The sequence below is a fragment of the Bradyrhizobium glycinis genome, from assembly GCF_016031655.1.
In the GTDB taxonomy this organism is placed as follows: Bacteria; Pseudomonadota; Alphaproteobacteria; order Rhizobiales; family Xanthobacteraceae; genus Bradyrhizobium; species Bradyrhizobium glycinis.
Genome location: NZ_JACCHQ010000006.1, coordinates 128,304 through 149,892, shown reverse-complemented (window position 1 = coordinate 149,892; position 21,589 = coordinate 128,304). Strand labels below are relative to the sequence as shown.

Sequence of the window (21,589 nt, the reverse complement as noted above, 5' to 3'; positions counted from 1 at the left end):
TATTACGCGGCTGCGAGAGGCGGCGTCAACCCCGCCGGGCAGCCCTGGCTTGTCCTTGTTAATTCACATGTTTTCAGGCCAGGTCGGTCGGTTTGAAGTGCCCAGGCCCGGCCGCTAAGATCGGTGCGGCTTTGGGGGAATCGTGATGGACGATCTGATCATCATCGGCGGCGGCGAACATGCCTTCATGGTCTACGAGGCAGCGCTCCTTTCGGGCCAGTTCAACGTCGTCGGTTTCCTCGATCGCCAGCCGGGAACATTGGGTGATGCGCGCTATCTCGGAACCGATGATGTTGCGCCGAACTATCCGGATGCCGCCTTCGTGGTCGGGATCGGAACGATGCAGGCGGGGCCTGCGCGCCGGCAGATGATCGGCCGGCTGCAGCTGGCGCGCTGGGCGTCCGTCATCCATCCGCGCGCGTTCGTCTCGCCGTCGGCCACGATCGGTCCGGGCAGCGTCATCATGCCGGGCGCGATCGTCAATGCGCGAAGCATGATCGGTCATCACTGCATCATCAATTCGGGGGCGATCGTCGAGCACGACGTGCGGGTCGGGCACTACACCCATCTGTCTCCGGGAACGGTGGTCGGCGGCGGCGCGGAGATCGGCGACAATTGCTTTGTCGGGCTCGGTAGCCGTGTTCGCGATCACATTTCCATCGGGAACGATACGTTGGTCGCGATGGGCTCTGTCGTCACGGGCTCATGGCCGCCCGGGTCAGTGCTGCGCGGGGTTCCCGCCAAGCCTCGCCGCTAGACCGGATCGTCCGGCTCAAGCGCCCGCGGCGCCGCGGTTCCGATCAGGGACCAGTACTCGATCGGCGGCCGCCCCGTGCCAGGCCGCTTGGCGGTGATGTCGGCCGGGCCGATGATCTCGCCGGCCTTCAGTGCGCGTGCCGCCACGATGCTCTTGCGTGCCACCGGCACATTCCCGACCTCAGACTCCCTCGGCGCCTTCACGCCGTCGCCGAGTGCGGCCTCGACATTGCGGATGGCGCCGACCATGCGCTTGAAATCGTCCGGTTCAAGCGAGGCCGCGTGGTCGGGACCAGGCGCGCTGCGATCCAGCGTGAGGTGCTTCTCGATGACGGCCGCCCCGAGCGCGACCGCGGCGACCGAAACCTCGAAACCGTCAGTGTGATCGGAATAGCCGACCGGAAGCTGGAACGCTGACCGCATCGTCGCCATCGCAGCGAGGTTCACATCGGCGATGGGGCAGGGATATTCGGTCGTGCAATGGAGCAGGCTGACGTGCCGCGCCAGCGCGGCGCGCGCCGCCGAATCGCGCCACGCCGCGCGGAAAGATGCGAGGCCCGCGACATCGTTGCGCTGCGCGTAGCCGTGCGCCAATACGCCAAGGGCTTCCTCGATCTCGCTGAGCGTCGCCATGCCGGTCGAGAGGATCAGCGTCGCACCAGCCCGCGCTGCGGCGTGCAGCAGCGGGGCATTGGTGAGATCGCCCGATCCGATCTTGATGCGCGGCAGTTTGAGCGACAGCAGAAAAGCGAGCGAAGCGTCGTCGAACGGTGTCGACAGAAACTCGATGCCGCGCTCCTCGGCGCGCGCGATCAGCGTGTGATGCGCAGCCTGGGGCAGCTCGAGACGTTCCAGCATGGCGAGCTGGCTTTCGGCGGCGTCCGTTGTGCGCTGCTGGTAGTCGGCCTTCTTCGCCGCCCCGCCCGCCAGCGCCTTCGCGTTGAAAGTCTGGAACTTGACGATGTCAGCACCGGCATCGGCTGCCGCATCGACCAGGGCCAGTGCCTTGTCCAGGCTGCCATCGTGATTGACCCCGGCCTCCGCGATGATCAGCGTGTGCCCCGTCATGGCCGCGCTCCGCTTGCGGGAGCTTCGTAGAAGCCCTTCTTTAGCAGCTGGCCGAAATCCGGGATGGCTGCAATGATGTCGGCAAAGCGACGGCTGGAAGCGCCGTCGCCATAGGGATTGACGGTGTCCTTGCGACCGCGTTGAAGCGCTTGCGAGATCGCCGCAGCGATCGCGCCGCGTTCCGGCGTGGCGTGAAACACTGAGTCCGCGCGTTCGCGCCCTTTCTGTCGGTCGCCGATATCCACCGTCGGAACACCGAATGAGGGCGCTTCGAGGATGCCGCTCGACGAATTGCCGATCACGACCTGCACCTGGCTCATCAGGCTGAGATAGCGGAGCTGCCCGAGCGAGGCGACCGCGATCGTGTTCGGCCGGCTTGCCGCGAAGGCCTTGGTCCGGTCGTTCAGCGCGCGCCCTTCGGCATCGGCATTGGCGAGCGTGAAGATGAGGCGAAAGCCGGGGTCGAGCGTCGACAGCGCCGCGAACAGCTCGTCCAGCTCGGCCACCGAGCGTCCGGCCTCGACCGTCACCGGATGGAAGGTCACGAGCGCATTGCGTTCGCCGAGCGGCATCCCGATCGCGCTGCCGATATCGTCGCGGTTCATCAGATTGAGATGCTTGATGGCATCGATGCCGACCGAGCCGATGGTATGGATACGGGTTGGGTGCTCGCCAAGCTGCATCAAGCGCCGCGTCGATTCCCGATTGCTGGTGAAATGCAGATGCGACATCTTGCTGATGGCGTGGCGGACAGATTCATCGACCGCGCCTTCGGTGACGTCGCCGCCGAACAGATGCGCCATCGGCAGCCGCATGAACATCGCCGCCTGTGCCGCCGCGAACATCTCGAAGCGGTCGCCGAGCACGACGACGAGATCCGGTTGCAGCCGCGTGAACGCGTCGGCAAACCCAATCACGCCGAGCCCGACCGATTTTGCAACGCCCGTGCCGGTGTCGCTGGCAAGCAGCGTCTCGACGCGCTCGTCGACCGCGAAGCCCTCGTCGCGGATGGCGTTGAAGGTGTAGCCGAACTCGGGCGCGAGATGCATACCGGTGGCGATGAGTTGGAGCCTCAGGCCCGATGTCTCGCGGATCGCGCGCATCGGCCAGACCAGCAGACCGAAATCGGCCCGGCTGCCGGTGACGAAGCAGATCTTTCGCGCGCCGCTATTCATCGCGGGCTCTGATGCTGGCGCTGCTCGGCAGGTTGATCAGCCGGCGTTCGATCGACTCGGCGGTGGCGAGATCGCCGCGCGGGCTGTCCGAGAACATCGGCAGGCGGTGCATCAGAGTCCAGGCCGGCCGCGCGCCGAAGCCGGCTTCGTTCAGCGCCGTCAGCACGTCGTCCCGCCGCCCGGCATGGGCCTCGTCGAGCAGGATCGCATTCAGCCAGTAATTGCTCGTGGTGCCCTCGGGCTCGCGCGAGAAGCATACGCCTGGAACGTCCGCAAAGACGCGCTCATAGGCCGCAGCCAGCCGGCGCTTGCTCGCCAGGAAACCGTCGAGCTGCTCGAGCTGGGCGCAGCCGAGCGCGGCGTTCAGGTTGGGCAGGCGGTAGTTGAAGCCGATCTCGTCGTGCACGAAGGCCCATTTGTGCGGCAGCTTCGCGGTGGTGGTGAGATGCTTGGCGCGGCGTCCGAGCTCCTCGTCGTTGGTGAGGATGGCGCCGCCGCCGCCTGTCGTGACGATCTTGTTGCCGTTGAAGCTCAGCGCCGCGAGCCGCGCCTGCGATCCGACGGCGTGGCCCTTGTAGGTCGAGCCCAAGGATTCCGCGGCGTCCTCCACCAGCGCGATGCCCCAGTCGCGCGCGATCGCGGCGATCTCGTCGAGCTCGACCGGATGCCCGAACGTGTGCATCGGCGAGATCGCGGCGATGCGGCGCCCGGTCTCGCGATTGACCGCGCCCTTCGGCATTCGCTCGGCAATGCTCTCGAGCCGCGCGGCGAGAGCGCGCGGATCCATGCCGAGCGTGACGACGGAGCTATCGACGAAATGCGGCACCGCCCCGCAATAGGCGATCGCGTTCGTGGTCGCAATGAAGGTCAGTGCCGGCGAGATGACCTCGTCGCCGGGTTCGACGCCGGCGAGGCGGAAGCAGGCGTGCAGCGCCGCGGTGCCGTTGACGACGGCGACCGCGCGCCTGGCGCCCGTTACCTCCTCCAGCATCCGCTCGAAGCGGTCGACGAACGGGCCGACCGAGGAGACGAAAGTGCTCTTGATGCACTCTTCGAGATAGGCGACCTCGTTGCCGGCGAACACCGGTTCGTGCAGGCCGAGAATGCCGTTGGGTGTGCCTGCGGCGCGCCGGACGGCATCGACCACGGTCTTCGGATCGAACGCGCGCGTGGAGACGTCGGATCTGGTCGCGGTCGTTCCCACAATTGCCTCAGACATTGTAGACGTCCGCCTTGTAGCGGCTGAGATTGACGGGATTGGTGAACCAGTTCACCGTCTTCACGATGCCCTGGCGCATGCCTTCGATCCCGCCGAATTCCGGGGCCCAGCCGAGCTGCTGGCGCGCCTTGGAATTGTCGGCCCAGAGCCGCTCGACCTCACTGTTCGCCGGGCGCAGCCGCGCCTCATCGGTCTCGATGTCGATCGTGGTCCCCATGACGTCGGCGATCATCTGCGCGGTGGCGCCGACCGAGATCTCGAAGCCGCTGCCGAGATTGATGGTCTGGCCGACGGTCTGCTCGGCCGGTGCGGTGAGTCCCGCGATCAGGCCGCGCGCCGTGTCGGTGACAAAGGAGAAGTCACGGGTCGGGCTGACGGCGCCGAGACGAATCCTGCGCTTGCCAGTCGCGATCTGGCTGATGATCGTGGGGATCACCGCACGCGCCGATTGCCGCGGTCCATAGGTGTTGAACGGCCTGATCACGACGACCGGCATGTCGAACGAGGCGTGGAACGATAGCGCCATCTGGTCGGAGGCGATCTTCGAGGCCGAGTAGGGCGACTGGCCGACCAGCGGATGGCTCTCCTTGATCGGAACGGTCTGCGCCGTGCCATAGACCTCGCTGGTCGAGGTCTGCACGAAGCGCCGCACGCCGGCCATGCGCGCGGCCTGGAGCACGTTCACGGTGCCGCGCACATTGGTCTCGACATAGGAATCGGGCGCGACATAGGAGAAGGGGATTGCGATCAGCGCCGCCAGGTGCAACACGTCGGTACAGCCGCTGGCGGCCGCGATCATGAAATGCGGATCGCGGATGTCGCCGGCGACCACCTCCACGGACTTCATGATGTCGGCGGGAACGGTGTCCAGCCAGCCCCAGGAGTTGAAGGAGTTGTAATAGACGATCGCCTTGACGCGGGCCCCGGCTTTCACCAGCTCCTCGACGACATGCGAACCGATGAAGCCGTCGCTGCCGGTAACGAGGACGCGGGCGTCCCTCAGATCTGCCATGCCGGACCCCAAAAGGCGATTAAGCCAGTCTTCGCAACAAGATGGCGCTATAGCATACTGGCGGTTTGGCGCAACAGAGCAGCGCCCGGAAGCTGCCAAATGTCCGGGGATGCAGCAGTTTTTGGAAGGCCGCCTATGCCTCACCCGCCAGCTTGAGGCGCCCTCTCACGAACGCCTCGAGATTGCCGCCTTCGAACAAATGGCCGGGCAGGCCGGCAGCGCGCGCGGCCTCGATGTCGCTGGGCTTGTCGCCGATCACCATGCTTCGCGTCATGTCGACCGGAAAGCGCTGCGTGAGCTCGGTGATCATCCCTGGCGCCGGCTTCCGCCGGTCGCTGATGCGGCAATAGCGTGCGACAGTTCCGTCGGGGTGATCGGGGCAATATTCGAAGGCATCGATATGCGCACCGATCAGCGCCATCTGGTCCGCCATCCAGCGATGCAGCGCGACCACGTGATGCTCCTCGTAGTAGCCGCGAGCGACGCCGGATTGGTTGGTGATGACGAAGGCGAAGTAACCGGCGTCATTGACCGCCTTCACGGCCTCGCGCGCGCCTTCGATCCATTCGAACTTGTGGGTCTCGAAGGTGTATCCTGAATCATGGTTGAGCACGCCGTCCCGGTCGAAAAACACCGCCGGCCGCCGCAGCTTGTCTCGCAATTCGCGGTCGGCGCGCGCGAAATCATCAGGGATGCCGATGTCGATGAAATAGCCGCGATAGGCCGTGCCGCGCAGCTCACCGGCTCTCGCCAGGCCGGGAAATACGTCCTGCTCCAGCGAGGCGGGAAGCTTCGCAATGTCTGCGAGAACAGACTTGTCGATGACATAGATGCCGGCATTGACCGGGCCCGTGGCGCCCGCACCGGGGGCGATGAAATCACGTACGACGTCACCGTCGAGCACAACGCGCCCGTAGCGATCCCCGACGACCCCGTCACGCAATGCCAGGTGAACGCGCCCATGATGCGCGCGGGCCATCAGATCGAGCAGATTGAAGTCGAACAGGGAATCTCCGTTGAGTAGAACGAAACGATCGTGCAGCAGATCGCGCGCGTTCACGAGCGCGCCGCCGGTGCCGAGTGGCTCGGTCTCGCGCGACACGAGGATTCGCACGCCTCCTCTGGCGACCGCGGCGTAGTGCGTCTCGACGATCTCCGCCTTGTGGCCGGCAAGCAGCAGAATTTCATCGAACACGCCATAACGCACGAGCTCGTCGATCAGCGTGTCGAGAAACGGCCGCCTGCTAATGTCAAGCATCGGCTTGGGAACCAGCTTAGTGCGCTCGCCCAGCCGTGTGCCCAGTCCACCGACCAGAATAACGGCCTGTCTCAATATGGAAGCGGTATTTCGTGACATGGGTCAGCTGTCGGTGAAAGTAGAGGTATCCTCAAAATCCATACCCCGCCCCCGATCTCTGCACCAGATGCGGGATCGTCGTCGTGGCAAAGACCACTGGACGTCAGTGCCGGCACGGAATGCGAACGACCGCGGTCTGCGTGTTGGCAAACAGCAGCTGGAACGGCCCTGCACGAAGCGATCCGATGAGCCTGGAATCCAGTGGCTCCGCCGGCGGGAAATAGGGGAGGCGCTCGCCGGCACCGAGATGAACCCATGCGATAGTACGGGGATTGATCACGGCAACAAGCTGCCAGCTGGATTCGTCCTTCTCCAGCGCATCCACGATCGATTTTCGATCCGCTGGCGGCTGATCCTGGATTCGCGGGGCCGTCGCTGGCTCCGAGGGGCGGACAGGGCGCAAAATTCCAGCCAGGATGTCGGCCCTGACCATCTGAAAATATGTCTCCTGGTTGATGTCCTGCAGGAGCGGCCGGATCGTGGTGCAAGCCTCGGCAAGCCGCTGCGCTCCGTCGCCGTCGCCCGGCCTAACGATCGCGGAAACGACGCTGCGGATCCGCTTGGCGGTAGCCTCGTTCAAGGTGTCCAAATTTGAGAACAGGTAGACAGCCGGTTCGCCGGTGATGGATTGGACCAAGCCGAGCGTATAGGGGTCGGACAGCAGGATACTATTTCTCAGATTGCGGTGCTGCCAGTAAGCTGCTTCGAGATCGTTGGCATTGAAGTGCGAGATGGTCTTGGCGCCTTCGGGAAGAGCTCCATAGCTGTAGCTCTTCGTCATGCCAGCCAGTCCGGCGCGGTCCAGAGCGATACCCAATCCGAAGATGAGGGCAAGTGCGCAGACATGAATTCGTGTCGACCGGATGAACGTCACCGGCACGAGCACGAGAAGCAGAACTGCGCCCGCGATCTCAGTCGAGCGGAGGAAGTCCTGGTAACGCGCGGACGGCAGATCGGGTCGCCAGCTGAAAGTGTAGACAGCAAATACGAGGCCGAAAGCGAGCAGGGCAATCGTGATTGCCACAGAAACTCGCCGCCGATGGGAAGCGGAAGTGGGGTCAACCAGCAACTGGCAGAATGCTTCGGTCGCCGTGACCGTGAGCAGCGCCAGGATGATCATGGTGGTTCGGTACAGGAAAGGAAAGCCCGACAACACGACCACGGCGAGCCCGCAGCCGATTGCCCAGGACCATAGCAGCTTCGATATGCGTTCGGCCTGAACAGGGTTGGAAGGCGCGTCCGAGCAAGCGGTGGAGCGATCGATCCACCACCAAGCCATCGCCAGCCCGATGCAGATGGCAAACAGCGGGCCGATGGCCCGGCCCAGTTCGATCACCGCCACTTCCGGGCCGGCGCCAAGGGACAGTTCATCGCCACTTTGAATTGCTCGTCCCAGCACCAGCCGAGTGATGTGGGAGAATATTTCGTTGGCGTTTGTTGACGGCAAATAGTTGAGGCGCATCGCCAGGACGCAGGCGACGACTCCGCCGATGATCAACGGTAGTATGACGGACAGGGCGCGCAGCAGGCTGAGGCTCTGCGCCGGCCGGCGTGACATCCCGTGCAAGACGAGCAGGTAGCCCAGCCAGGCGACGAGGGCTGCTGGAATGAACAGGTAGGAGCCGCGATGCGCCAGCAGCAGCGTCAGAGGCCAGACCCAGCCGACGAAAAGGACGTCTTTGCGCCGGCCGACGCCGGGAAGCCTGAACAGGAACAGTCCGGTCGCCAGAACCCCAAGCAACAGCGCATTGTTGTTGAGCGCGAAGGCAATCAACAGCGCGATCACCGTTTCCGGGATCAGCAACGTGGCCGATTTCGCGCGGAGCGCCTGTTTCCCCTCGTGCCTGGTCCTGCCGAGGAGGACGCCGAGAAAGACGACGCTCCCAGCCAGCGCCAGGCTGCCATTGGTCAGCAGCCCGATGCCGTTTCCGACCGCCCCGAGGAAGAACGCGACCCATTTGCGCGTTGGTTCGGAATAGACGCCCTCCGCGAAAGCATAGAAGGCCAGCAGGAAGAACAGGATCGAGGCAAAGCGATAGGTCCACCCGAACTGCATCAGATCGAGGCCTAAGGTGCCTGCCAATGCGCCCGCCAGCGCAGAGCGAAGATCGACATAGGATTGCGCCGCATAGGGATTGATGATGCCGCTGTCGGCGTATTCCCGCGCCGTCTTCATCCAGTGCACGTCGGCGCCGATATCCGAATAAGGAAACTGGGAAAACGCGCCGAACGTCCACCACCACGTCATGATGGCGATCGGCAGCGACAGCAAGCACCACAGCGCGATCCGTCCGGCGTCCTCGGGGCGCGGGCGCCAGAGCGCCCAAGTCCACACCAGTCCGAAGGCGGATACCGCAATCACGATTGCCAGGTGAAGGCGGATGTCGCGGACCAGACCGGAGCACACCCCAAGGAGGATGCCCACAGCGGATGCGCCGATCGCATAGCCCAGGAAGGCAAGCTGAGCCTTGGTCAGCCCGCTCGTCTTGATCAACTCCCGCGGCGCGATCGCAAGGATGGAAAAACCGGTGCCCAGCTGGATCAGGAAGAATACGAACGTCAGAAGCAGTGTATTCATCCACATCGCAACATCTCTAGAATTCTCCCTGAGCCGGACGGATGTATGTCAGGGGCTGGCCTCGGGACAACAAATGACTGCCGGTCACTTCGAGGCACTGCGCAATGCCGGGTTCTTGAAAGGGCATGGCGCGGTTCCATTCGGTTGAAGCCCCACATCCACGATTATAAGCTGTAGTATTTAGGATTTTCAGCTTCGAGGCGCTAAAGTCAAGCTGCCGTGGCTACCACACGCTTCTACCGCCATCCATCACCAGGTTCTGCCCGGTCATGTAGCTCGAGGCATCCGAGCACAGGAACTGCACCGCGGCGCGGTACTCGTCGACGTCGGCCATGCGGCCCATCGGGATCAGGCGCGTCAGCCGTTCGACAAATGCCGGATCTTGATTGTTGAAGACCCCGCCCGGCGAGATCGCGTTGACGCGGACGCCGTGATCGGCCCAATACGTCGCCAGATATTTCGTCAGCCCGATCAACCCGTGCTTGATCACCGAGTAGGTCACCGGCTTCACCGGCTGCTCCTCCTCGCGTGTCACTTGCGGCTGGCGGTAGAGCCGCTGGTCCGGCGCGATCACTCCGAGATCGGAGGCGATGTTGAGGATCACGCCGCGGCCACGCGCTGCCATCGCGCTGCCGAACACCTGCGCGCACAGCATCGCGCCGGTGAGGCCCACGGCGATCTCGGTCTGCCATTGCGGCACCGGAAACGCCTCGAAGCGGGAGGAATGCATCACGCCGGGCGCGGAGGTCACCTTGGGATCGATTGCCGCGTTGTTGACGAGGATGTCGATGGAGATGCCGCGGCCGGAAAGTTGCTCGTGCGCAGCGCGCACCGAATCGAGTGTGGTGACGTCGATCGCAAGCGCGATCAGGTCGGCGGACGGCGCAGTCTGCTTGAGCGCGGCAACGGCGGCTTCGGCCTGCGCAAGCCCGACGTCGGTAACGACGACGCGCGCGCCCGCCTCGGAGAGCGCGGCGACATGCTGCCGGCCGAGCAGGCCGCCTGCACCGGTCACGAGAGCGGTACGGCCGATCAGGTCATAGCGTGAGGACGGGCTTGCCATCGGGAGCTCCTGTTCAGCTGCGCAATTGGCCGCCGTCGGCGACCACGACGCTGCCGGTAATGAACGCCGCACGCGGCGAGGCGAGGAACGCGACGAGGTCGGCGACCTCTTCCGGCTTGCCGAGCCGACGCAGTGCCACCTCGCGAACAAGCATGTCCTCGACCGCGGCCTTGTTCTCGGCGAGCTTGCGCGCCCAGGTACCGTCGGCGGCGAGGATGTTGCCGGGCGCAACCGCATTGATGCGGATGCCCTCGAGCGCGAGCGGGCGCGCCAGCCCGCGCACGGTGGCGTTCAGCGCGGCCTTCGCGGCATAGTAGGTGACGGGGGCGCCCAGCGCCGCCATGCCGGCGATCGAGGAGATGCAGACGATCGACCGGTCGCCGTTGCCGCGCGCCATCAGCGGCCGTGCGGCCTCGATCATGTTGGTCGTGGTAAAGAGATTGAGGTCCATCACCCGCGACCATTCCGCCGCATTTTCCTGCCCGGGCGGCACGGAAGCGCCGCTGCCGACGTTGCAGACGAGAACGTCGAGGCGGCCCCACTGCCGTTCGACTTCGTGCAGCAGCCTCGCTGCGGCGGCCGGATCAGTGACATCGGCCACGTGTACCGACGTGCTGCCGCCGACCGTACCTCGCGCGGCATCGAGCGCATCTGCGCCGCGCGCCGCCAGCGCGACTCTGGCGCCTTCTGCGGCGAGTGTCGTCGCGATCGCGAGCCCGATCCCACGGCTGGCGCCGGTGACGAGCGCGACGCGGTCATCCAACTCGAGCTTCATCGCGCGGCATCCTCGATCCAGCGAACCGTCATGTCGCGATATTTCGCCAGCACGCCGGCGTGATCGCCATCGCTGGCCCGCGCGGTTTGCAGGATGTATTGTCCCCTGTAGCCGGAGCGCTCGATCAGCCGGATCGTCTTGGCGAGATCAGCGTTGCCGGTGCCGAGCGGCACGGTGGTGCCGCCGCGCACGCGGTCCTTCACATGGACGTTGAGAATGCGGGGCGCGTAGGCCTCGATCTCCTCGGCGCTGTCATAGCCCAGCGAAGCGCTGTTGCCGCTGTCGTAGTTGATGCCGAAGACATCCGCCGGAAACGCCTCCATGAAGCGGGCGAGGTCGCGCGGCGGCAGATCGGACTCGAAGACGATCTTGACGTTCTGCCTCACGAGCTGCTCGCGGCGGGCGACCAGCACCCGCTTGAGCGTGTCGCTCTCGCTCTCGCGCTCGATCTTGCCGTTGTCGACCAGCGGGACCACGATGAACTCGATGTCGATGCGGCTGCAGGCGGCAATCAGGAGATCGAGATCGTTGACGAGAGCATCGCGCACGACCGCATCGACCTTCCAGAACGGCGCTTGCATGAAGCAATCGCCGGTCAGGCTCGGGATGCGCACGCCATTCTCGGGCGCCAGCGTCAGGATTTCCTGTTGTCCCGGCTCGGTCATCAGCGGGTTTTCGCGCAGGCGCTCCTGGTCGATGGTCCATTCCATCCGTGTCAGGCCGAGCGCCTTGGCGCGGGGAAATTCCTCGCGCCATTCGTTCCACGGGAACGCCTGGATCTTGCCGTCGACTGGGGCCGACAGGCGTCCCTGCATGAAGCCGATGCGTTCGAGCGTTGCGGTCACGATGTGCTATCCGAACTGATGGCGAGGCCCTTGGCGATCCAGCCGCCGTCAACGAAGATTTCCTGGCCGGTCACATAGGCGGAGGCTTCAGAGGCCAGAAAGACGGTGGCTCCCACCATGTCGGCGGGCTGCCCCCAGCGGCCGAGCATGGTGTGGCGGCGCCGATCCTCGTGCATGACGGGATCGGCATAGCTCTTCGCGGTCATCTCGGTCGCGACGTAGCCCGGCGCAAGTGCGTTGACGCGGATGCCGTCCGGTGCGTAGTCGGCCGCGAGAGCGCGCGTCAGCCCGGCAAGACCCGCCTTTGCCGCGACGTAGCCGGGATTGCCGGGGAAGCCGCGCACAGAATTGATGCTGGTGACGTTGACGATCGCCGCCGAGCCCGCGTTCTTCAGGAGCGGATAGGCGGCGAGGATGGTGGCGTAGACGCCGGTGAGATCGGTTGCGACCGTGGCGCGGAAGCGTGCGAGTTCGCTTTCGCCGCTTTGGGCCGGAAGACTGATGCCGGCGGCATTCACGAGTGCGTCGATGCGATCGCCTTTTGCCGCGATGCTGCGGAATGCGCCTTCGATCGCGCCATCGTCCGAGAGATCGCAGGCAATGGCGCTGACGCCCTGCGGCGCGGTTCCGGACCGGCTGAGGCCGAACACGGTGGCTCCGGCATCCTTGAGGCCGCTCGCGATCGCCGCGCCAATGCCGCGCGAGGCGCCGGTGACCACCGCGATCTTGCCTGCGAGCGAGAAGGCGCTGAGATCAGGCATAACCGTAACTGCGCATGATGGCGGCGCAAAGCTTGACGTCCTCGGGCCGGTCGATCTGGAACATCTTGTGACGATCCATGACGTGGAAGCCGATCTTGCCGCCGAGACGATTGTTCTGCTCGCGCAGGAGGGATGGGATCAGGACGTAGAACGAGCCGTTCTCGAGGTAGCGCTTCTCGATCTGCTGGCGCATGCGGCGGTTGCGATAATCGTAATTGATCGGCTCCGGGCCGTTCGCGCCGATCCGCCAATTGAAGTAGTCCTCGACCTCGCAGACCGACAGCAGGCTGTCGAGATGGTCGCGATCGAAGGTGGCCAGTGCGTTCTCGATGTCGCTGGGCTCGCGGATCGGCGATGTCGCCTGAAGCGCGACCACGCGTTCGAACCGGCCCATTTGCGCCTCGGTCGCATCGAGGGCATGCAGCCAGGCGGATTCGGAGGAGGCGAGGTCGCCCGAAATGTCGTCCGGACGCTGCACGCCGACGGCGCCGGCGGCCTCGGCCGCAGCGAGGATCGCGTCGCTGTCCGAAGAGACCGCCACGACGTCGACGCCGCGAGCCGCGCGGGCCTGTTCCACGGTCCAGGCGATCAGTGGCCTGCCGCAGAGATCGAGCAGGTTCTTGTGCGGGATGCCCTTGGAGCCGCCGCGCGCGGCGATCACGGCCAGCGTCTTGCGCGCCATCAGATGTGTCCCTCCAGACGCTCGAGCGCGATCCAGAAGCCTTCGCCCATGTTCTTGTGGCCCTGCCATATCTCAGGAATGAACGACGCCGCCGGTGCATGCTTGCGCAGCACCTGTCCGATCTCGTCGAAATCGATCTCGCCTTCGCCGATCTGGAGACCTTCGCCGTCGAGGCCCTTGGCGTCGCCGAAATGCAGATGCGCGGTGTGCGGCCCGAGCTGGGCGAGGCCTTGCGCGAAGTTGAAGCCGAAATGATTGGCGGCGAGCTTGGTGTGGGAGATATCGACGCACATGCGCAAACCATGCTTGGCGCAGAACGCGGCCGATTCCTCGGGGAAGATGAAGATGTTTTGGTGTCGCTGGCCGCCGAAATGCCAGGGGAACGGCGCCATGGTCTGCGGCGTCAGCTCGACGCCTTCCATGTCGAGCTCGGTCAGGCTCTGCGCGAAGATGCGATAGCGCTCGGCTTTCTCCTCCGGCGGCAGCGGCTCGTCCATAGTGAAGCCGCCGATATTGGCGACGATGGGCGGACGCTTGGTCTTGGGGAAGAACTTCTTCAGGCCGCGGGTGATGTCGATCACCGCCTGGGTCTGCTCCAGCGAGTAGCGCCGAAGCGCCTCGTCGGGCGTTGCGAGGTCCATTAGCTTGGAGCCGGCAAACAGCTCCGGTGCATGTACGACGAAACCGAGATCATAGGTGCCCGACAGATAGGCTGCCGGATCGCGCTCCATGTCGCTGTAGCTGAGATGAAATTCGATGATGTCGGGCTCGCAGATCTCCAGGAAGCGCTCGGTATCGTGATAGCGCACCGGCACGCCCCAGGGGCGGTCGAACCGATAGCGCCGCGCCTTCGCGGCGCCTTCATTGAGGTCGCTCTGGAAGAAATAGTCGTCGGCCGCCATCGTTCGCGTCAGCTTGCGGCCGAGCAGCGCCGGCATCTTCAGCGGCGATAAGCCCTGTCCCGGACTCTTCACGGCGATGTCGCTTTCGGAGATCACGGTGGCGACCGACAGGTCGCGCGCGGCCACCAGGCTCTTGGCGAGGTTTTCGCGGTTGATCAGCTCACCCTGGCTCAGCGCGCGCTCGGCGAGCTTCTCGCCGCGGGCCGCTTCCACCTCGCGAATGCCGGAGACGAGCGCCTTGAATTCCTCCGGCTCGAGGCTTGCGGCATGGTCCGGACCTTCCATCTCGCGATCGAGCGTGATGTGGCGTTCGATGACGACGGCGCCGAGCGCGACGGCGGCCGTCGAGACGGCAATGCCCCGCTCGTGGCCGGAATAGCCGACGATCGGATGGATCTCGCGCAGCGTTTCCATGAAACGCAAATGAATGTTGTGGAGCGCGGCCGGATACGTGCTCTGGCAATGCAGCAGCACGTAGCTGGCATTGCGGTCGTCGAGGAACTTCGCCGCGGCCTTGATCTCGTCCGTCGTGCTCATTCCGGTCGAGACGATCAGCGTCTTTCCGGTGGCGGTGAGGCGGGCGAGCAGCGGCAGGTTGGTCAGGTCGGCCGAGGCGACCTTGTAGGCCTCTACGCCGAAGCCTTCGAGCACGGCGACGCTCTTCGGGTCCCAGGGCGTGCAGAGGTACTCGATGCCCTTGGCTGCGCAGTACTCGGCGATCTTCTTCTGCTGTGCGGTCGGCAGCTCGAAGCGGCGCAGAAGATCGAGCGTATATTCGACGGCGAGGTCGTCGTCCTTCCCGGACAGGCTCGAGGCGCGATAGACCTCGTCGAGCTTGCGCATCTGGAATTTGGCGCAATCGGCGCCAGCGGCGACCGCGGCGTCCACCAGCGCAATGGCGCGGTCGAAATCGCCATTATGGTTGTTGCCGATCTCTGCGATGACGTAGCAGGGTTCGCCATCGCCCAGAAGACGGTTGCCGATGCGGACCGGAGCAGGCTGTTTGGGCGATGTCATCAACATTCTCGTCTCATATGCGTCAGGCTAGCTGGGCGGGAACACGCGATTTCCACGTCCGCAGCCCGTTCTCCTCGAACATGATGCGCGAACAGCTGTGCCCCTGCTGTTCCAGCGCCGCGATCAGCTGGTAGCGTTCGAACGGGCGGACGAAGAACATGAAGTAACCGCCGCCGCCCGCGCCAAGCAACTTGCCGCCGACCGCGCCATGCTGCTTGGCGAAATCGTAGATCGCGTCGATCGCGTCCGACGAGATCTTGGAGCTCAGCTTCCGCTTGGCGTGCCAGGCCTCGTCGATCAGCCGGCCGCATTCCAGCAGTTGGCCGCGCAGCAGATGCCGCCTGATGTCGCGCGTCACTTCCTTCTGCTTGGCAGCGGCGGCCACCGCGTCGCTTGTCTCGTGCTGAGCCTTCTGGTCGCGGTGAATGGCGCCGGAATCGCGCCCCGCGCCGACGTAACAGAGCACCAGGCTCTCCTCGAGCTCGGCGATGATGTTGGGGTCGAGACGCAGCGGCACGATGGTGTTCTGGTCGGAGAAGAACTCCATGTGATTGAATCCGCCGAACACGGTGGCGTACTGATCCTGCCAGCCGCCGGGGATGTTAAGCATCAGCCGCTCGGCCTGGAACGCCATCTCCGCGATCTCGTGGCGGTCCCACTGGTCGCTGCGAAATTCATTGAAGCAGCCGATGATCGCCGACGAGACCACCGCGGAGCCGCCGAGGCCGGAGCCGACCGGAAAGTCGGCGGACACTTCGAGCTCGAAGCCGTAAGTCGGCTTGATCAGGCGCACGACCGACTTGATCAGTGCGAGATCTCCGCCCGTTCCGAGCTCTGCGAGATTGTCGGCCTCGACCGTGCGGCGGAAGTCGTGCGAGTAGATCCGGATGCTGGGATCGCTCCGGCGCCGCAGCGTCGCGTGAGCGTACATCTTGATCGTGGCGCTGATGACCGCGCCCCCGTCATTCGCCACGAAGTAATGCGTCAGGTCGGTGCCGCCGCCGGAGAAGCTGATCCGCACCGGCGAGCGGGCGCGCGCGAACACTTCGCTCTCTTCCGACAGGTTGAACAGCTCGCGGCTAAACACGTCGACCAGCCGGCCCTCGCCATCGAGGATCGGCACCACGTGGACGCGCTGGTCGAGCAGCTTGAGGATCTGCTCGCGTGGCCCACCGGTCGGCGCCCAGACGAAGTTGCGATTGATGCAGGATACAACCCGGTCCTGGATCGTGATGCCGGTCAGCATGCGCCTGCGGATGTCGCCGTCCGTCACCGCGCCGACGATTCGCCCAGTTGCGTCCTGCGCGAACAGGATGCCGAGCATGTTCGCGTTCAGGCGCCGGAAGGCTTCCTCAATGGTCTCGGTCTCGGCGATGGTGACGAGTGTTCGGTCAAGCACGTTTTGGGGTCCAGAAAGGGCCGATTCCGGCCATATCGCAGCAGGGTCTGGTAATACGGGAGCGGCAGGGACGATGCAAGGTTCCTGCGCCCTGCGGTATCGCAGTCATGGCCCGAAGACCAGGCTCTACGCTCGTCATCTTCGTCATGCCGAGAGCTCGTTCCGCGCTCCGGCTTCGCGGAGGGATATGCTCGGCCTCGGCAACGACCTGCTGTCGAAATTGAGCTGAAGCTAGCGCTCGTCCGCGATGACCTTGCCGTCATTCGGCAGCGTGCCCGGACGGACCAGCTCGACGGCTCCTCCGAGCTTCGTCACGGCGCGCAAGCTGGCCGCAATCTCGTCGCGAAGCGAGTCGCTAGCAGTCGCGGCTTCCGCTCTCAACGTCATGGCATCGGTCTCGCCTTGACGTGTGACGACGAGACGAAGTCTTCCGAGCCCGGCGTGGCGCTTGCCGATCTCGGCGATCTGCTCGGGCCGGACGAACATGCCCTTGATCTTGGTGGTCTGGTCGGCGCGGCCCATCCAGCCCTTGATGCGCATGTTGGTACGCCCGCACGGGCTCGTGCCGGGCAAGGCCGCCGTGAGGTCGCCGAGCGCGAGCCGGATCCAGGGATGGTGCGGGTCCAGCGACGTCACGACGATCTCGCCGACGTCGCCCGGCGCGACCGGATCCCCTGTGCCGGGCTTGACGATCTCCAGGATCAGGTCCTCGTTCACGACCATGCCTTCGCGTGCCTCGGTCTCGAAGGCGATGAGGCCGAGATCGGCGGTGCCGAAGGCTTGGTAGGCGTCGATGCCGCGCCCCTTGATCTCGGCCTGCAGCGAGGGCGGGAACGCAGCGCCCGAGACCAGCGCGCGCTTGATCGAGGAAACGTCACGGCCCGAGCTTGCCGCGGCATCGAGCAGGATCTTCAAAAAATCCGGCGTGCCGCTGTAGCCCACAGGTCGGTAGGCCTCGATCAGCTCGAATTGCTGTTCTGTGTTGCCGGGGCCGGCCGGAATCACCGCGCAGCCGAGCGCGCGCGCCGACGCGTCGAAGATGAAACCGCCGGGGGTGAGATGATAGCTGAAGGTATTGAGGACGATGTCGTCGGGGCGGAACCCGGCTGCGAACAGCGCCCTTGCGCCGCGCCAGGGGTCGGCCTGTCGCCCTTCCGGCTCGAAGATCGGGCCTGGCGAGGTGAAGAGGCGGGCGAACGAGCCAGGCGCCCCCGCCACGAAGCCTCCGAAGGGCGCAGAGGCCTTATGCAGGGCGGGCAGTTCCGACTTGCGCAACACCGGCAGATCCGCCAGAGCCGCCCTGGAGGTCACGGCGGCGGGATCGAAGCCTTTGAGCCGCTCGGCATACGCCGGGGCGGCCATCGCGGCTCGCAGGACGTCCGGGAGACGGGCGAACAGGTCGGCCTCGCGCGCGGCTTGCTCACGCGTCTCGCGGGCGTCGTAATGGGCGGTCATGGCTGTTCTTTCCGTGTTGGCATCCGTTGCGCGCCGCCACCGGCATGGCTATCAGACCGCCATTGGCGAGGCTTGAAAGGGATCCGATGGCGGACGAAGGAATCATTGCGGCGGACAAGGCGTCGAACGTCGTTGCGCGCCTGAAGCGCCGTATGATCGACGAGGCGCTGCCGCTGTGGTCGACAATCGGCTGGGATCACGCCGCAGGCGGCTTCATCGACAGGCTGCATCGCGATGGCGCAGCGGATGCGGCCGCGCCCCGGCGCGTGTTCGTGCAAGCCCGCCAGATCTGGTGCTACGCCAAGGCGGCCCAGATGGGCTGGTATCCCGAGGGGCGCATGATTGCGCTGAAGGGGCTGGAGCACCTGCTGGCCAAAGCGAAGGCGCCCGATGGCCGACCCGGCTATGTGCACCGGCTGACGCCGGACGGGTCGGTGCTGGATGCCCGGCGCGATGCCTATGACCACGCCTTCATCCTGTTTGCGCTCGCCGGCGTCTATGCGCTCGACCAGGATGCGCAGGTCCGCGCCGAGATCGATGCGCTGCTCGCCTTCCTCGACGCCCACCTGCGCTCGCCGCATGGCGGCGTTCACGAAGGTCTTCCGGTCTCGCTGCCGCGCCGGCAGAACCCGCAGATGCATCTGTTCGAGGCGATGATCGCGTGCTTCGATGCGACCCACGATCTGTCGTTCCAGAACCGTGCCGGAGAATTCTTCGCACTGTTCCTCGCCAATCTCTACGACAAGCAGAAGCACGTCTTGTCGGAGTATTTCGAGGAGGATTGGTCGAAGATCGAGCCGGTCAGCGTCGAGCCGGGCCACCAGGCGGAATGGGTCTGGCTGCTCAAGGGTTTTGAACGCATTACAGGTTGCCCGACCGGCCAGCGGCGTGCGGAACTGCTGGAGACCTCGCTGCGCTATCGTGACGAGGCGACGGGCTGCCTCGTCGACGAGGGCGACGCAAGCGGCAACATCCGCCGCAGCACGCGCCGGCTGTGGCCGCAAACAGAGATCGCCAAGGCGTGGATCGCGCAGGCCGAATCCGGCGAGGCGGGAGCGGCGGACGAGGCGCGCGCGGCGCTGGCACGGCTCGAACGGCATTATCTCAGCCATCCGGTCAAGGGCGGCTGGTACGACCAGTTCGATCGCGACGGCAAATCGCTGATCGACACCATTCCTGCGTCGTCGTTCTATCATGTTCTCTGCGCGGTCACGGAAGCCGAGCAGGTGCTCGGCTAGGCTCCTTGTGGATCACAGCCAGCGCTTGCGCCGCTTGAAGCTCTTGAGGTTCTTGAAGCTCTTGCGCTGGTCACCGGCGCCGCCGAGGTAAAATTCCTTGACGTCCTCGTTGTCGCGCAATTCGTCGGCGCTGCCGTCGAGCACGACCTTGCCCTGTTCCATGATATAGCCGTGGCTCGCCACGGAGAGCGCAGCGCGTGCGTTCTGCTCGACCAGGAGAATGGTGACGCCGAGATCGCGGTTGATCTTCTGGATGATCGAGAACACCTCTTTCACCAGCAGCGGCGACAGGCCCATCGAAGGCTCGTCCATCAGGATCATCTTCGGGCGCGCCATCAGCGCGCGGCCGATCGCGAGCATCTGCTGCTCTCCGCCGGAAAGATAACCGGCAAGGCCGGTGCGCTCCTTCAAGCGCGGGAAATAGTTGAAGACCATGTCGAGGTCGGCATCGACCTCGCGGTCCCGGCGAGTGAAGGCGCCGAGCTTGAGATTCTCGAGCGACGTCATGTCGGCGACGATGCGCCGGCCCTCCATCACCTGGAAGATGCCGCGGCGGACGATCTTGTCGGGATCGATGCCGTTGATCCGCTCGCCATCGAACAGGATCTCGCCGCGCGTCACCTCGCCATCCTCGGTCTTGAGCAGCCCCGAGATCGCCTTGAGCGTCGTCGACTTGCCGGCGCCGTTGGCCCCGAGCAGCGCCACGATCGCGCCCTTGGGCACGTCGAGGCTGAGGCCGCGCAGCACCAGGATGACGTCGTCATAGACGACCTCGATGTTGCGCACCGCGAGGAGGGGCGGTGCGGGGACGATGCTTGGCGAGGGACGAACGGCTTCTGCGGTCTCGGTCATAATTTGTTACTCCGCTGTCGTCGCCCGGCTTGACCGGGCGACCCAGTATTCCAGAGACGCCGGAGATTCCTCGAGAAGCCGCGGCGTACTGGATCCCCCGCCTTCGCGGGGGATGACGGTTGTGTGAGGGGCGAAAGCGGGGGCTCACCACCCCAGCCATTCCGGCTTGCGCGGCAGTTCGATGGTCTTGACCTTCTCGAGCTTGATCGTGCCCTTGGCCATGAGGTCGTTGAGATCGCCATCGGTCGCACCTGAGACCTTGGTGCGATAGAGGTCGACCTTCAGCGTGCCGCGGTGGTCCTTGTCGGTCCAGGTCGAGGGATTGCAGACGCCTTCCATCCCGGCCGGCACCCAGTCCTTCTTCTGGTAGAAGCCCTTGGCGACGTTCTCCCCGGTGGCGCCGCCGTTCTTGGCGGCCCAATCGAGCGCTTCTCTGGTGTAGAACGCGCTACAGACGCCTGCGATATAGTGCACCGGGCGATAGGCCTTGCCGCTCGCATCCGACATTTTCGAGATTTCCATCACCGTCTTCATGCCTGGCGCGTTGCCGCCCCAGGTCACGGCCGTGCGCAGCGGGAAGACGACACCGTCGGCGGCGTCAGCCGCGGTCTTGGCCGCGTTCTCGTCCATGCCCCAGACATTGCCGAGGAACTGCACGTCCACGCCGGCGGCCTTACAGGCCTTGAGCACGGAGATGTTCGAGGCTGCGGTGTTGCCGAGATAGGCGTAGTTCGCGCCGGAGCTCTTCAGGCTGAGGCATTGCGCGGAGTAATCGCCTGGCGTCAGCGCGAACACGATCGGCGGCAGCACTTCGAAGCCGAGCTCATTGGCGATCGCCTCGCCTGCGGCCTTCGGCGCGTTCGGATACGGATGATTGCCGCCCATATGGACGAATTTCGGCTTGCCGCTCTTGCCCTTGGCCTTCCAGTCTTCCGCCGCCCAGGTCACCAATGCCCGCATCGCGTCCGAATAGCTCGGTCCGTAGAAGAAATTATAAGGCGCGGGCTTGGCCTTGCCGCTCACGCCTTCCGGATCGGTCAGCGCCGCCGCGTAGGAGGCCGAGATATAGGGAATCTTGTCCTGCGCGACAAAGCCGGTCAGCGCTTCGGTGTCGGCGGTACCCCAGCCCATGATCGCGGCAACCTTGCCATCCGGCGCCGACCACTTCTTGTAGAGCGCGATCGCGCGCGGAACCTGATAGCCGTAGTCGTTGCTATCGAGGTTGACCTGCTTGCCGCCGATGCCGCCGTTCTTGTTGATCCAGGCAAATGTGTCGGCAACGGCTTGGCCGTAGGGCGTGCCGACGTCCGAAGTCGCACCGGAATAATCGGCGAGATGGCCGACGGCGATTTGGGCCTGCGCACTGGCCGCAAAACCGGCGATCGCAAACGCGAGCGCCGCGGTGCTCAAAAGCGATTTGGTCTTCATGGGTCGG

Annotated in this window: 18 protein-coding genes; 2 read left to right on the top strand and 16 right to left on the bottom strand. The window is 65.0% G+C overall.

What is annotated here, in order from left to right; genetic code table 11:
- The first annotated feature begins 145 nt into the window (after positions 1–145).
- A complete protein-coding gene (locus HZZ16_RS12170) occupies positions 146–757 on the top strand; it encodes an acetyltransferase (RefSeq protein ID WP_197948690.1) in 612 nt (203 codons plus the stop codon).
- On the opposite strand, the gene neuB is transcribed toward HZZ16_RS12170, so the two are convergent.
- The 14 genes from neuB to HZZ16_RS12100 form a co-directional block, all read right to left on the bottom strand.
- Entirely contained in the window at positions 754–1,824 is a 1,071-nt protein-coding gene (gene neuB, locus HZZ16_RS12165) for an N-acetylneuraminate synthase (protein ID WP_197948689.1), read from the bottom strand. The genes HZZ16_RS12170 and neuB overlap by 4 nt on opposite strands.
- Entirely contained in the window at positions 1,821–2,999 is a 1,179-nt protein-coding gene (gene neuC, locus HZZ16_RS12160; RefSeq protein WP_197948688.1) for a UDP-N-acetylglucosamine 2-epimerase, read from the bottom strand. The genes neuB and neuC overlap by 4 nt, the downstream gene beginning before the upstream one ends.
- Complete coding sequence (locus HZZ16_RS12155; RefSeq protein WP_197948687.1) at positions 2,992–4,218, bottom strand: LegC family aminotransferase; 1,227 nt, start codon at positions 4,216–4,218, stop codon at positions 2,992–2,994. Before HZZ16_RS12155 ends, neuC begins: the two co-directional genes overlap by 8 nt.
- Positions 4,211–5,230, bottom strand: a complete 1,020-nt coding sequence (locus HZZ16_RS12150; protein WP_197948686.1) for an NAD-dependent 4,6-dehydratase LegB — start codon at positions 5,228–5,230, stop codon at positions 4,211–4,213. The genes HZZ16_RS12155 and HZZ16_RS12150 overlap by 8 nt, the downstream gene beginning before the upstream one ends.
- A 133-nt stretch (positions 5,231–5,363) precedes the next feature.
- On the bottom strand, positions 5,364–6,587 hold the full coding sequence (locus HZZ16_RS12145; RefSeq protein ID WP_210342434.1) for an HAD-IIIA family hydrolase: 1,224 nt from the start codon (positions 6,585–6,587) through the stop codon (positions 5,364–5,366).
- A gap of 103 nt (positions 6,588–6,690) precedes the next feature.
- On the bottom strand, positions 6,691–9,171 hold the full coding sequence (locus tag HZZ16_RS12140; RefSeq protein ID WP_246510080.1) for a hypothetical protein: 2,481 nt from the start codon (positions 9,169–9,171) through the stop codon (positions 6,691–6,693).
- A gap of 217 nt (positions 9,172–9,388) precedes the next feature.
- The gene (locus HZZ16_RS12135) at positions 9,389–10,228 is read right to left on the bottom strand and encodes an SDR family oxidoreductase (protein WP_197948685.1); all 840 of its coding nucleotides are present in this window, start codon (positions 10,226–10,228) and stop codon (positions 9,389–9,391) included.
- Positions 10,229–10,241: 13 nt separating this feature from the next.
- The gene (locus HZZ16_RS12130) at positions 10,242–11,003 is read right to left on the bottom strand and encodes an SDR family NAD(P)-dependent oxidoreductase (RefSeq protein ID WP_197948684.1); all 762 of its coding nucleotides are present in this window, start codon (positions 11,001–11,003) and stop codon (positions 10,242–10,244) included.
- Entirely contained in the window at positions 11,000–11,848 is an 849-nt protein-coding gene (locus tag HZZ16_RS12125) for a sugar phosphate isomerase/epimerase family protein (RefSeq protein WP_311974127.1), read from the bottom strand. Before HZZ16_RS12125 ends, HZZ16_RS12130 begins: the two co-directional genes overlap by 4 nt.
- Entirely contained in the window at positions 11,845–12,609 is a 765-nt protein-coding gene (locus HZZ16_RS12120) for an SDR family oxidoreductase (RefSeq protein WP_197948683.1), read from the bottom strand. Before HZZ16_RS12120 ends, HZZ16_RS12125 begins: the two co-directional genes overlap by 4 nt.
- Positions 12,602–13,291, bottom strand: coding sequence for an acylneuraminate cytidylyltransferase family protein (locus HZZ16_RS12115; protein WP_197948682.1), 690 nt, complete (start codon positions 13,289–13,291; stop codon positions 12,602–12,604). The genes HZZ16_RS12120 and HZZ16_RS12115 overlap by 8 nt, the downstream gene beginning before the upstream one ends.
- Positions 13,291–15,210, bottom strand: a complete 1,920-nt coding sequence (locus tag HZZ16_RS12110) for an N-acetylneuraminate synthase family protein (protein WP_246510078.1) — start codon at positions 15,208–15,210, stop codon at positions 13,291–13,293. Before HZZ16_RS12110 ends, HZZ16_RS12115 begins: the two co-directional genes overlap by 1 nt.
- Before the next feature lie 22 nt (positions 15,211–15,232).
- Positions 15,233–16,609: a GHMP family kinase ATP-binding protein gene (locus HZZ16_RS12105; RefSeq protein ID WP_197948680.1), complete on the bottom strand. Its 1,377-nt coding sequence runs from the start codon at positions 16,607–16,609 to the stop codon at positions 15,233–15,235.
- Between the two features lie 231 nt (positions 16,610–16,840).
- Positions 16,841–18,064, bottom strand: a complete 1,224-nt coding sequence (locus tag HZZ16_RS12100; RefSeq protein WP_197948679.1) for a phenylacetate--CoA ligase family protein — start codon at positions 18,062–18,064, stop codon at positions 16,841–16,843.
- 86 nt (positions 18,065–18,150) lie between these two features.
- Between HZZ16_RS12100 and HZZ16_RS12095 the strand changes: the two genes are divergently transcribed.
- A complete protein-coding gene (locus HZZ16_RS12095) occupies positions 18,151–19,302 on the top strand; it encodes an AGE family epimerase/isomerase (RefSeq protein WP_197948678.1) in 1,152 nt (383 codons plus the stop codon).
- Between the two features lie 12 nt (positions 19,303–19,314).
- On the opposite strand, the gene HZZ16_RS12090 is transcribed toward HZZ16_RS12095, so the two are convergent.
- On the bottom strand, positions 19,315–20,154 hold the full coding sequence (locus HZZ16_RS12090) for an ABC transporter ATP-binding protein (protein WP_197948677.1): 840 nt from the start codon (positions 20,152–20,154) through the stop codon (positions 19,315–19,317).
- Positions 20,155–20,298: 144 nt separating this feature from the next.
- The gene (locus HZZ16_RS12085; RefSeq protein ID WP_197948676.1) at positions 20,299–21,582 is read right to left on the bottom strand and encodes an ABC transporter substrate-binding protein; all 1,284 of its coding nucleotides are present in this window, start codon (positions 21,580–21,582) and stop codon (positions 20,299–20,301) included.
- Positions 21,583–21,589 lie beyond the last annotated feature (7 nt).

What these genes read in the sequence shown, in the direction of transcription:
- HZZ16_RS12170 (WP_197948690.1), top strand. Translation starts at nt 146, where the DNA reads ATGGACGATCTGATCATCATCGGCGGCGGCGAACATGCCTTCATGGTC.
- neuB (WP_197948689.1), bottom strand. Translation starts at nt 1,824, where the DNA reads ATGACGGGGCACACGCTGATCATCGCGGAGGCCGGGGTCAATCACGAT.
- neuC (WP_197948688.1), bottom strand. Translation starts at nt 2,999, where the DNA reads ATGAATAGCGGCGCGCGAAAGATCTGCTTCGTCACCGGCAGCCGGGCC.
- HZZ16_RS12155 (WP_197948687.1), bottom strand. Translation starts at nt 4,218, where the DNA reads ATGTCTGAGGCAATTGTGGGAACGACCGCGACCAGATCCGACGTCTCC.
- HZZ16_RS12150 (WP_197948686.1), bottom strand. Translation starts at nt 5,230, where the DNA reads ATGGCAGATCTGAGGGACGCCCGCGTCCTCGTTACCGGCAGCGACGGC.
- HZZ16_RS12145 (WP_210342434.1), bottom strand. Translation starts at nt 6,587, where the DNA reads ATGTCACGAAATACCGCTTCCATATTGAGACAGGCCGTTATTCTGGTC.
- HZZ16_RS12140 (WP_246510080.1), bottom strand. Translation starts at nt 9,171, where the DNA reads ATGTGGATGAATACACTGCTTCTGACGTTCGTATTCTTCCTGATCCAG.
- HZZ16_RS12135 (WP_197948685.1), bottom strand. Translation starts at nt 10,228, where the DNA reads ATGGCAAGCCCGTCCTCACGCTATGACCTGATCGGCCGTACCGCTCTC.
- HZZ16_RS12130 (WP_197948684.1), bottom strand. Translation starts at nt 11,003, where the DNA reads ATGAAGCTCGAGTTGGATGACCGCGTCGCGCTCGTCACCGGCGCCAGC.
- HZZ16_RS12120 (WP_197948683.1), bottom strand. Translation starts at nt 12,609, where the DNA reads ATGCCTGATCTCAGCGCCTTCTCGCTCGCAGGCAAGATCGCGGTGGTC.
- HZZ16_RS12115 (WP_197948682.1), bottom strand. Translation starts at nt 13,291, where the DNA reads ATGGCGCGCAAGACGCTGGCCGTGATCGCCGCGCGCGGCGGCTCCAAG.
- HZZ16_RS12110 (WP_246510078.1), bottom strand. Translation starts at nt 15,210, where the DNA reads ATGACATCGCCCAAACAGCCTGCTCCGGTCCGCATCGGCAACCGTCTT.
- HZZ16_RS12100 (WP_197948679.1), bottom strand. Translation starts at nt 18,064, where the DNA reads ATGACCGCCCATTACGACGCCCGCGAGACGCGTGAGCAAGCCGCGCGC.
- HZZ16_RS12095 (WP_197948678.1), top strand. Translation starts at nt 18,151, where the DNA reads ATGGCGGACGAAGGAATCATTGCGGCGGACAAGGCGTCGAACGTCGTT.
- HZZ16_RS12090 (WP_197948677.1), bottom strand. Translation starts at nt 20,154, where the DNA reads ATGACCGAGACCGCAGAAGCCGTTCGTCCCTCGCCAAGCATCGTCCCC.
- HZZ16_RS12085 (WP_197948676.1), bottom strand. Translation starts at nt 21,582, where the DNA reads ATGAAGACCAAATCGCTTTTGAGCACCGCGGCGCTCGCGTTTGCGATC.